This window comes from Hydrogenoanaerobacterium saccharovorans, assembly GCF_016901815.1.
Classification (GTDB): domain Bacteria; phylum Bacillota; class Clostridia; order Oscillospirales; family Ruminococcaceae; genus Avimicrobium; species Avimicrobium caecorum.
In genome coordinates this window covers 61,662-73,887 of record NZ_JACSNR010000008.1, presented here as the reverse complement: position 1 = coordinate 73,887, position 12,226 = coordinate 61,662, and the positions used below count along the sequence as shown (strand labels likewise).

General features: G+C 42.1%; 6 protein-coding genes. 5 read left to right on the top strand and 1 reads right to left on the bottom strand.

What is annotated here, in order from left to right; all coding sequences use genetic code 11:
- Nucleotides 1-53: 53 nt before the first annotated feature.
- Nucleotides 54-374, bottom strand: coding sequence for a hypothetical protein (locus H9X81_RS08680; RefSeq protein ID WP_204721325.1), 321 nt, complete (start codon nucleotides 372-374; stop codon nucleotides 54-56).
- Between H9X81_RS08680 and H9X81_RS08675 the strand changes: the two genes are divergently transcribed.
- From H9X81_RS08675 to dptH, 5 genes are all read left to right on the top strand, one after another.
- On the top strand, nucleotides 373-2,643 hold the full coding sequence (locus H9X81_RS08675) for a DEAD/DEAH box helicase family protein (RefSeq protein WP_204721323.1): 2,271 nt from the start codon (nucleotides 373-375) through the stop codon (nucleotides 2,641-2,643). The genes H9X81_RS08680 and H9X81_RS08675 overlap by 2 nt on opposite strands.
- A complete protein-coding gene (locus tag H9X81_RS08670; protein WP_204721321.1) occupies nucleotides 2,640-3,179 on the top strand; it encodes a hypothetical protein in 540 nt (179 codons plus the stop codon). Before H9X81_RS08675 ends, H9X81_RS08670 begins: the two co-directional genes overlap by 4 nt.
- A gap of 399 nt (nucleotides 3,180-3,578) precedes the next feature.
- Entirely contained in the window at nucleotides 3,579-5,324 is a 1,746-nt protein-coding gene (gene dptF / locus H9X81_RS08665; protein WP_204721319.1) for a DNA phosphorothioation-dependent restriction protein DptF, read from the top strand.
- Between the two features lie 2 nt (nucleotides 5,325-5,326).
- Complete coding sequence (gene dptG / locus H9X81_RS08660; RefSeq protein WP_204721317.1) at nucleotides 5,327-6,742, top strand: DNA phosphorothioation-dependent restriction protein DptG; 1,416 nt, start codon at nucleotides 5,327-5,329, stop codon at nucleotides 6,740-6,742.
- Nucleotides 6,723-12,095: a DNA phosphorothioation-dependent restriction protein DptH gene (gene dptH / locus H9X81_RS08655; protein WP_204721316.1), complete on the top strand. Its 5,373-nt coding sequence runs from the start codon at nucleotides 6,723-6,725 to the stop codon at nucleotides 12,093-12,095. Before dptG ends, dptH begins: the two co-directional genes overlap by 20 nt.
- Nucleotides 12,096-12,226: the final 131 nt, after the last annotated feature.

The window sequence follows — 12,226 nt, the reverse complement described above, 5'->3', positions numbered from 1 at the left end:
GATTTCAGCAGCGGGATTTTCTGGTCGGAGTGAGGTGACTCGAACACCCGACATCATGCTCCCAAATGTGTGTCGAAACCTTCAACCGGCACTTTATCGACCTCTTTGGCCCTTTCCGCTCGCCCGCCCCGTCCTCTTTGGTACTCTTTTGCCCTGCGTGTTTCAAGGAAAAATCCCGTCTTTTGGGATTTGTGTGGGATGGGATTCTGTATATTTAAAGAAGTTCCGCCCGGTTTGAGGGAAGACAGCGGGCCGGTTTCACAGAGCAGGACTTTCAGAATCTGCGCCGCATAAACAAAGAATAGGGCGGGGGTTCTGCCGCCTTGCCTTTGCCATTTTCCGACAGTATAATGGAACTCAGAGGTGATTGGCATGAACAATGGCAGAGATTTTGTAGAAGTCCGGTCCAATGGCAGTGTGTTTCCCAAGAGGGGAACCAATCCCCGGACGCTGTATGCGCACCAGACCGAGGCTATGCGGTGTATGGACAAGATCAACCAGGAGTCCTCGTACAGCACGCTGATCGTGCTGCCCACCGGCGGCGGAAAAACCTATACCGCTGCCCTGTGGCTGCTGAAAAACGCCATCGACCGGAAAAAGAAGATTCTCTGGATCGCTCACCGTCAGATGCTGCTGGATCAGGCGGCGGAGTCGTTCCAGACCTATGCCTATGCGGAAGTGATTCCGCATATCTCTTCCTTCTGCTTTCGGATCGTGTCCGGTTCGTCCAGCCACGACCGGACCAGTGATATTCGGCCCCAGGACAGTCTTCTGATTGCCAGCAAGGACAGCATCGGACGCCACCTGGAACGCCTGGATGCCTGGCTTCAGGGGGAGCAGGAACTCTATCTCGTCATGGATGAAGCCCATCATTCTACCGCCAAGACCTACCGGCGAATCATTGACTATGTAAAGGCGAAGGTTCCCCATGTGAAGCTGATCGGCCTGACCGCCACGCCTTTCCGCACCGCTGAAAGCGAGCAGGGACTTCTGGCGCGGATCTACCAGGACGGAATCCGGGATGGCCGGGTGGTTCACGGCGATGTGGGCATTACTTATCAGATTAGCCTGAAAGAGCTGATCAGCCGGCGGATTCTGGCCAAACCGATTTTTGAAAGCTACTATACCGATGAACAGTACGGCGGCAGTCTGGGAGTCGATGCGCTGGAGAGCATTCAGCGCCTGGACGTTCTGCCCGAGAATATTGTGGAGCAGATGGTACAGAGTGCTCCCCGAAACAAGCTGATCGTCGAGACCTATAAGGCAAATCCGGAGAAGTACGGTCAGACCCTTGTGTTTGCGGTCAGTGTTCCCCATGCGGTTCAGTTAGCCAGCCTGTTCCGGAAGGCAGGGATTGCGGCGGACTATGTCGTATCCGAACTCCGGGACCCGGTCACCGGTGTGACTGTCAGCCGGGAGGACAATGAGCGCAAGCTGGAGGAGTACCGGAAAGGAAATCTGCAGGTTCTGGTCAATGTGAACATTCTCACCGAGGGTGTTGACCTGCCCAGAACCAGGACAGTCTTTCTGGCCCGACCTACTGTATCCACCATCCTGATGACCCAGATGGTGGGACGGGCATTGCGCGGCCCGGCAGCCGGCGGTGATGCCAGCGCCTATATTGTGTCCTTTATTGATGAGTGGAACGAACATATCGCCTGGGTCAATCCCGAGAGCCTCTTTGTGGGAGACAACGACTTTGAGGACAGCCGGACGGAGCGTGTACAGCACATTCTGCGTCTGGTCTCCATTTCCAAGATTGAGGAGTTCGCATCCATTCTGGACGATTCGGTGGACACCACTCTGCTGGAACGGGTTCCGTTTGAGGAGCGGATTCCGGTGGGTATGTACGCCTTCTCCTATCTGGAGGAGAACGGCATGGATCACACCGATCAGGTGATGGTCTACAACAGTACCCAGGAGGCCTACCGACAGCTGATGGAGTCTCTTCCGGCTCTGTTTGAGAGCTTTGGAGCGGAAGAGGAGTATCTGAGCGAGGAACAGCTCCGGGAGATGGAGCGTCAGTGCCGGGATACTTTCTTCTGTGGGGAGATGATTCCGCCCTATGAGCCGCAGGATGTGCGGAACATTCTGAAATACTATGCGCAGTACGAGGCGGCTCCGGCTTTCTATACCTTTGAGGAGATTGATCGGAGCAGGCTGGATGTGGCTGCCATTGCCCGGAAGATATGGGACGAGCGGATGACCGCCCAGGAGGAGACAGCCTATCTCAATGCGCTGTGGGACTCGGGAGATGACAATATGCTCAAGCTGTTCTTCGGGCGGAAGCTGTACTTTCTCAAGCAGCTTCAGATTGAGCGCATGAAGCTCATGTATCCGGATATCTATGAGGAACAGGGGAGCAATGTGGAGTTCGGCAGACGGAAGCTGGAGGATCTGCCGCTCTATGAGATTGGAAAGATCAATCCGGAGCTGGAAAAGAAACTGCGGGACGAGGCCTTTGAGAAATCGAAAAATGAAAAGGGTGAGTACCAGTGCGCCTGCTGCGGCAGGACAGGCACCAGCCGGGTGGCCTTCCAGGTGGACCATATTGTCCCGATGAACGCTGGAGGCAAGACTGTCCCGGAGAATCTGCAGATTCTGTGCCGGCAGTGCAACGGAGAGAAAAGTGACCGGATATGAATGAACTTTTGTATACCGCACAGGATCTGGCGATCATTCTCATCGGGATGGACTTGGACTGCCGGATTGAAAGCGTTGTAATGGACCGGATCTGGAACCGGGAAAAGGAATTTCTGGCTGAACCCTATCGCCAGGACCGGCGGAAGTTTACACTGGAAGTTCTCTACTGGCGGCACTATTTTTCCGAAAAAACTGCTCTGGACCGGGAGCTTCCGGTCGTCCAAAAAGATCTGGAATCCGGGGGCCATACGGTGGATCTGGAGGAGTACCGCAGTGATTACTTTGACCTCAATCTGTTCTTCAAAAGTGTCCGAATCCGCTGCCTGTATGGGATGGGGAAGGAGTATGTGCGCATCAAGCTGCGGACCCTTTTGGCTGTGTATGGATACCGCCGGCGCTCCCGTCTGCTGATCCACCATATGCAGCGGTGTATGGAGTTTTATCACCTGAAGGCGACACTCTGGGGCGGGACAGACTGTGATCTGTCCACCTGTGGTCTGGATCAGATGCTCACCTTCCGGGCGGAACAGCTTTGAATTTGCTTAGACAATGTGATAAGTCGAATTTTAGAATATTGAGACAAATTATGCTCAGAAAAGAACATTTGAAAACAGCAATAGTAAATTCCATAATATTACAACAAAAATCGTTGAAACATACTATTTTATTGCGGTTTTGTGTTAAATATGCTATCATTATAGACAACAATGTCAAATGTCTCAATAAAAGGCAGAAGAATCATAATACTAAAGGAAGAGCTCTGCCATATGGCAGAGCTCTTTGTGTATTAATCTTGCAAGTTCAATAGATGTTGGATACCTTCATATTTTATGGAAAGGTATATAGGCATCGAGTTCAAAGAGACTTTGGATCTGTGTATTTGATAAATCATTTTATTAGATTGTCTACATAGTAAAAATAGGAGAGTGGCTGAAATGGCATGCGCTTTTATAGCAGAATTGAGTAAATTAAGAAAGAAGTCTATTGAATCCGTTGGGAATGTTACTTCTTTTGATGAGTTTAAAAAATATCTCCATGTTTTACGCCCTATAGAAACAGAATTGCGAAATTTACTTAAAAAGATCACTGAATCAAATCAAAAAACTTTAGTGTTGCTGTGTGGCAGTGCAGGGGATGGAAAATCACATTTAATGTCTTATCTGAGGCATGCAGATTCGGAACATCTTTTGGATTCATTTGAATTGTATAACGATGCAACTGAAAGCAGCGCACCTGAGTTAACCTTCGATGAAACACTGGCAGAAAGACTTGCACCTTTCAATGATGAAAATTATCAGATCAATGATCATTACAAGATGATTATGGCAATAAACCTTGGAACTCTCAATAATTTTATAGAGTCAGAAAGGGGACAAAATTTTTCTGCCTTAAAAAAATATGTGGATGAAAATGAGATCTTTTCCTCTTATATGTGTGAAAACCATTACCGGGAAAATAGTGTGTTTCAGCATGTCAATTTTTCTGACTACCAAGTTTTTACACTTAACGAGTATGGAATTGGCACAGAATATTTGGAAAATTTGATAGGAAAAGTTTTTTATCACGATACAACCAATCCATTTTTCAGGTCGTTCGAAGAAAATTCAAGTTGTACGCTGTGCCAAAAATGCCCGGTTCGCCATAATTATGAGTTTTTGTCAGATCCGATTCATCAAAAATCCTTGATTAATAAAATTGTGGAGGTTGTGATCAAGGATAAAAAAATAGTCTCTACCCGTGATGTATTGGATTTTATATATAATGTCCTGGTGCATCCTGAATTTGATTATTCTAAAATGTGTCAAATAACAACGAATGATACAAAATATTTAAGCGAGTATATCAAATATACAACTCCGATGCTGCTGTATGAATATGAAGATATCTCTCCGCTGATTAACTCAATCCGAAAGTATGACATCCTCAAAGTCAGACAAGAAGAGATGGATGCGGATATGATAAAATTCCATTCACTGGAAAATATACACGATATTTTTACTGATGCAACAACGGGAACTCCGTATATAGTTTTAAATAGCACAACGAATATCGCAAATCTTGGGGGTACGAAATCGGATTTAAAAAAGTTTGTCTATCGGTTTGTTGTACGGCTTAAAGAGATGAAAGGAGTTCTGCCAATTACAGAACAACAGTTGTTGCTCAAAGAGTACATACAGACCCTTTATTATCAAAACAGCGGACAAGAGAGAAAATTGAATAAGCTGTATGATGCAACTAAAAAAGCGATAATGAATTGGGACGGGCAATTTGACAGTGATACAATTTGCATCGATGATTCAAATGAAAGGTTTTGGGTCTTGGAGCAATTGCAGTTAAAGCCTGCTATTTATCATAAGAGCAACAGTTTGGACGAGTCCGATATTCAGAGATTTTCAATCACTTTGAAACTGCGATTCCGAAATGATGTTGCCTCTGATCCGGAGACAGCTGAAATTAGCATGGATTACTCTTTGTTTGAAATGATTACAGCTATGAAAAATGGATATCGCCCCACAGTTCAAGATAAGAATCAACATACTGATTTTGTAAGTTTTGTCCAGCGTGTAATAGAATTTGGAAACAAAGCAGATCGCATTACTTTGATTCCCAAAGAGCAAGGACAGGACTATAGAGTCACATTTGAGAAAACAGATTTTGGATACGAATTTAAGGTGGTATAGATATGTCCTATGTTTTAAGTATACCCTCTTTCAACAGGACTTTTGCAGTTAAGGAAGAAGACTCCAAATTGCGGATGACTCATAATAATGGGATTAGATTCAAATTACTTCCATATGTTACCTCCAGTTCGGTTGAAGCGTGTACCGATTTATCGACAGTTGTCGGAAGGTATCTGGCCAAAATCGAAAGAAAAGAATCAGTTTCTCTTTCGATGCAAGAATTAATAACAAGATTAAGAAATGATGAGGAACTTGAGATACAGCTTGGTACGGATGAAATTTTTTCCCAAGTAGTGCGACATATGTTTTTTGATGCAAATGGGCAAATCCGCCCAATTAATTTGCGTATGTTTCTTCAAATATCCTGTAAAGATAAAAATGAAACCAAATTGGCAGATTACTTAGTTGATGTATTGGGAGATCAGGAACACTTAAGAAAAACATTGGAAAAGGCATTAAAAAAAGCCGATGACCAAAGTAATGCATTGGAGAGATTTGCAGCATCGAAGTTTGAGCTGAAAGCACCAGAATCCAGTTTAAAATCAGAACAGCATTATCAACGTATTACAAATGCCCTGGTGGAAAATTTCGAAAAAGATTTTGAGTATATTTTAGGGGCTCGAAATCGCACTCGTGATTATCTTGTTCCTCTGCTGGAATTTTACTATTTTGCGTATACTGCACAAATGATATTACAGCTGAATCGCTTCTTGGATGGGGATCGTGAAAAATGTATACCTCTCTATTTTTGCTTGGAGTGGGAAAAAACCAGTCAAAACCGTCAATGTTTCCGTGAAGGGTGGAATATACTTCAAGACGCAATCTCCAGAGTATTTGCACATGTCATTGTGTTGGAAATTCTCAACCAGACTGAAGATGAAACCGAACCCATAGACTATATCAAACTTCGCGAATTTATCAATTGCGCACCTGAAGAAGATCATCGCATTGCTGAAGAAATAAAGAAGTTGACAGATTACTACAGAAGTATAATTACGGACTGTTCAGTGATGACTGAACTGAGCCGCCGCCAGTCTCAAGATGGGGAAACCGTTGCAGAAGTTAAGTATTTATTTGATAGTGTTCGCCTCCAGTTTGAAAATACTACACAAAGAAATCGTCCTTATAATTCCTACGCCAAAAATTTCAGAGATTACTGTCGCAAGTATCTTAAGTCGCGGGGAAGAAGCGGTATGATGCTGAGTATTTCTGAGGAAATGCTGATTTTTCTTACAAAAATCAGCATAAAAGATCAGGAAAAAGTTCGCCTGAATGATATATTTACGGAATTTGAATCGCGTGGAGTATATCTTGACGACCACTCTAAAAGCGAAGTAATGCGGTATTATGAAAAGTTAAATTTAATTGAAAAGAAAAGCGATAGTGGAGATGCACAATATGTTAAACGAATTTTATAAGTACATAGCGAATAACATTATTAGTTATTTTCAAAGTCATGCAGATACTATACTCCCAGGTGAGCGATATTCTTTGAATTTGGATACAGAGGAAATGGTTACTGGCGTTGTACAAGCTCTGTTCGAAAAAACAAAGGTTGATGGAATTCAGGGTACTTATCAGTACGAGACGGTTTATCGTACTTTTACGATTCAGTTATCTGCAAATATGGAAGTTGTTGTCGCAGCAAAATATAAAGGAGTGACAGAGAACTTTTTAACAACATTGCGCAATGCAGAGTTGACAGATCAGCATTTCCCGATTTTAATGATTACATACTCTTCAATTGATACCATCACAAGTGGAACAGGAGACCTCTCTGCGAATGGTATGCCTTTCCATGCGACTTCTATTATTTCCAAAATTAAAGACGATATAGCGACAGCACAGTTATCTGAATCGGATCAAGCGCTGTTGGAACTGGAGCTGGAGCGTAAACAAAAAGATCGGTTCAGTGATCACTCTTCGCTTTATGAGTATAGTAACATGTTGACAGTCCTTGGTCGTGGATTTGTAGAAAAAAGCGACTTTGCATCATTTGGACTGCTGTATGATGATCAATTAAACGCTTTCCCAAAAGATAAGCTTAAAGGAAGACTTCAAGAAAATCACAGAGTATTTGATCACATAGATTGGGTAGTTAAGCATGCCAATATTGAAGATTCTCTTGAGAAAGAATATGATAAACAGTTTATAGACCGACTTGTTACAGCAAAGAAAAAAGGACTGCCGTGGCACGAAGGATTTACTTTTGAACAGGTGAAAGGGGCTCATGATCGGCTCGAGAAAAAGCTGAATAATCCATTGGAGATACAAGATGAGTGGATTACAGTTTATTCCAATTCTGCGCTTGAATATAATTTTGCTCCGGATCAATTGGTATTTATCCGACCTGATGGTGAAACAAAAGCGAAACTCAGAAGAAAAAATATATTGATTTATAATCCGGATCTGCGGTCAGATGTTACGGTACACTTAAAAAGCAACATAGCAATCAGAGATTCTTGGGTTGATTGCATAGGTGCACAATATGAACTTTCTTCCAAAGAGATTAATATCAATTTGAAGCCGGAGGGCTGCACATTTGCAAGAGTGGCAATTGTTCCCTCCGATGAGAATCCAGATTATCTGATTAAAATTTGCGTTTTAAATGTAAGGTCCCAATATTTGGAAAATATTCAAACCAATTACCGTTTGGATGTTCCTAAATTTATAAAAAGGTCAAAAATTCAGATAATAGGTTTGAATCGGATTCTTACAATTAATCCTGGATATGAGGATGTAATTACAGAATCATTGAAACAAGGTGAAAAATATTCCTGTAATTACAATCAAACATTGCAGTTCTTGACGAGTGATGAAGAAATAAATAGTGATTCTGATACAATTGATTTTCAAATAAAGTGTGGAGCAGTTGAAATCCCGCTGGAAATTTGCGATGAGGCCATTAAACCAGTAGAGATAACAGGAATACGCGCATTTCAGCTTAAATATCAAAATAAGCGTGGTATGGAATATCGCGATCATCGAATTATCTCTGGTACGAAGGAGTATTTTGCAAAAGCAGCTTTTCAAGAGAGCCTTGAACGAGAGAATACCCTAATCCAAAATAAATGGTTGGCAGCATTTGATACAATCACGGAAATTTCTGAATGCCAGCTTAATATACCTGAGCCTGTATATACAGCATACATAAACTATATTGAAGAATTTAAAAAAATGCGTCAGCTTCCCAGCTTGGCGTATCTTTCCGGTTCTCTTCTTGAGCGTGCTAAGGTTTATGTGTCTGCTGTCCTGGAAGAGCTGAACAAGATCCAGGCTGGAGATACTCTTTCCAATGAACAGAATGATCTTCTGAGGCTGGGGTGTATCATTATGGACCACGATGAGCACATCATTGCAATGAGCCCTCTTCATCCTCTCAATGTGGCCTATCAATTGGCTTTGCTTGAAGAAAAAAATACGGGTGATGTGCGTGATCAGTTAATCGAAAAGCTGTCAGCACTGTATTTGGTGCCATATATAAAAGATAAAGATAAAAATCTCTATCATGCGATTGAACAGAGGCATTCTCCGGAATGGAGATTGTATGCCCCTTTGATAAATAAAAGCTATCGTGGATCGAGGAATTTTGTTCAGAAATTGGTTAGCGATAAAATCGAACAATATATCAGTCACTTTACATTTCTGTTTGATGATTTAGGAAATGATACCTTCTGCATCAATCTGGTAAACATGGGTGATTGTAGAGAAGTCCTGTTAGGGCTGATCCAATTCTTTGTGAAAGAGCTGAAAACGAATACCGATTTGGATCAGTTAATGCATTTTACCATTAACATCTATAGCCAGACAAATGGATATAATGATTTTTCTGTTCTCTCTGATCAGAAAAAGCTGCGGGAATACATTGAGAATTATGGCAGAGGTATAGAGGACTCTGGAGAAATGGCTCTGATTTTGTCCAAAAATATCCGATGCTATTATCGAAGCTCGAAGGAAGCCACATACCAGTATGCTCATCTTGCCTTTTATGAAATGGAATCCTCTGAAGACCGCGGTACGAGCCGAATGGATTCTATTGCAACGGGAATGGCATTAGGCGGGCTTATTTCTGGCACGCCATCGGTTTTGAATTATGACTGGTATAAAACCGGATTTGGTACAAAATTTGCTAAGAAAACAACCTTGTCACAGCTGGCAAAGATTTATAATGCAATGTTCCGGGTTGCCTTCTCTGGAAGTTCATATGAACCAGAATCTGCTATTTTTACTGAGATTTCTCGGAGCGAAGAGGGATTGCTTGGAAAGATTTATGACTCTTCAAACTGGGTTGTATTTGTGGATCCTAAAGTTGATTTGTCTTTCTTTACTGCAGATCAAAATCATCAAGATTTGACAATTATTCATTATAGTGATCAATATACCTCATCCAGTGGATATGATGATATCACCGTAACAAAAAAATCGCAGCAGTATGAAGAAATTATACGAGAACACCTGAATCGAAAGGGAGTACATGCAGATCAAGCCAATATCCACGATATTATCGATCTATTTAATGCTGTTAACGGGAGTTGGTTGCTTCGACTGATTTCTACAAAAAAACTTGCAGGCGCAGTAGATAGCAATTTCAGCCGAGAAAAAATGAGTATTTTGTCTGCTATCAAATTCTGTATGGCATATTATGCGCATGATCGCATTGTCTGGGTTCCTATTTCATTGGAAGAGATGCTTCGAGTTTCAGGCGGAGCGGGATATTCACAGAAGGAAGGTTTGCTGTCTGCCAAAAACCTGGGCTTTGATAAGGGCGCAACTTGCGATGATCTGTTAATGGTTGGTATTGAAGGACCAGTAGATGACATAAAAGTTTATTTGCATCCAGTTGAAGTTAAGATTGGAGTGAATCCAGCTTCTGTAATTGGGAAAGCAAAGGAACAAGTCCTGACTACTTATCGTGGATTCTGGAACGCCCTTTCGCCACAATCCGATGGGGATACCTTGGAGTGTAAATTGACGCGAAACTTCTTCATGCAAATGGTCATTGTGTGTTGTGAAAAGATGAAGCTGTATAATATTTACCCGAGTGAGAACTGGGATTTGGTGCTGGATACATTTCGAGAAGCGCTCCTGAATGAACAGTATCATTTTTCAACAGCGATGGATCCGTTTTTGGGGAAGGGAACAGTATTTTCGTTTAAAACAGAAGCATTAAATAAAAAAGGCGAGATTCAGGATGAGGTTTGTCTCTTAGAATTTCCGGAGAAAATGGGATCTGAGTTTATGGTTAAATCTGCCGAAGAGATAGAATGTGATTTAGATCATGACAGCGAAGATTTCCCCTTGCGTCTAAAGTTCCAATATTCTCAGAATGATTCTACTTCTGTTACTGGGTCGGCAGAGGAGCGCACAACGGCTATGTACTGTGTCACAGAGGCACCACTGGAGTTGTCCGATTCCCCGGCTGATATAAAAGAACAAGCCTTTGATCAACAGGAGGAAGAGACTTGTGTGATCCCGAGTCCGAATTCAGAAACGACTGAAGAAAGAAATGGAGGAGAGACAGCGCCGCATGAAGCCTCAGCAGAAGAAGTGGAACAATCAGATTCGTCTGCTTTAGCTGAGCCTTCTTCGCCAGAACCAGATCATAATCGTGGAATGGAGGTTTTATTTGGTACAGACCTTACAAATGGTGAGAAACTTTACTGGCATCCCAATAACACCAATGAAATTTTCCATACCAATACAGGAATCATTGGTACAATGGGAACAGGAAAGACACAGTTCACGAAATCCATGATTACACAGCTGTATCGTGACCAAAGTCATAATTTTGGCGGCGATTCTTTAGGTATTCTTATTTTTGACTATAAAGGAGACTATAACGAAAGTAAGGAGGATTTTATCCAGGCAACAAATGCAAAGGTCTTGAAACCCTATCACCTTCCATTTAACCCTCTGGCTCTGACTAGATCTCAAGTCTTCAAACCATTGTTGCCGATTCATACCGCAAATGCATTTAAAGATACATTGGCGAAAGTGTATGGATTAGGGGCAAAACAGCAAAATACCCTCTTTTCTTGTATTATTCAAGCGTATGAAGAAAAGGGAATAAAAGCTGGGGATCCGGAGACCTGGGATCGAGTTCCTCCAACTTTCAGCACGGTGTATGGTATTTATGCGAATGATGAGGACATTAAGAAGACGGATTCTTTGGCTGCAGCAATGGATAAGTTGCATCAATTTCAAGTTTTTGAAGGAGATCCGCAGAAAACAGAATCTCTGTTTGATATCTTAAATGGTGTAATTGTGATTGATTTGTCTGGATATGATTCTGATATTCAAAGCCTTATTGTTGCCATTACACTGGATCTTTTCTATGCACAAATGCAGGCTGCAGGGTCCAGCAAAATGAATCAGCAGTACCGTCAGCTGACAAAATTAATCCTGGTTGATGAAGCGGATAATTTTATGAGCGAAGGATTTCCGGCATTGAAAAAAATTCTAAAAGAAGGCCGTGAATTTGGTGTAGGGACAATTTTATCCACACAGTTTTTGAAGCACTTTGGTGCGACAGATGATGACTATGCAAAATATATTTTGACATGGGTTGTTCATAATGTTGCTGACCTTAAACTTTCCGATGTGGAGTTTGTCTTTAAAACAGAGGCTAAGAGTTTGGAGACACAGAAGCTTTTTAACGATATCAAGGGACTGCAAAAGCATCACAGTATTGTGAAAATTGGGACAGCGCGTCCTCGGTATATCGCAGATCGTGCATTTTGGGAGCTTTTTAAAGATCTGCCATCCAATTGACGGCCATTTTAAGAGATGCTATACTTAAGTAGAGTGCTTAGGTATAGCATCTCTTTGTTGTAGAAAAAACAAACATATCTAAGATTTAATTCTAAGGGAAATTGACGAAATACCGAAATCTTTAAAATAAC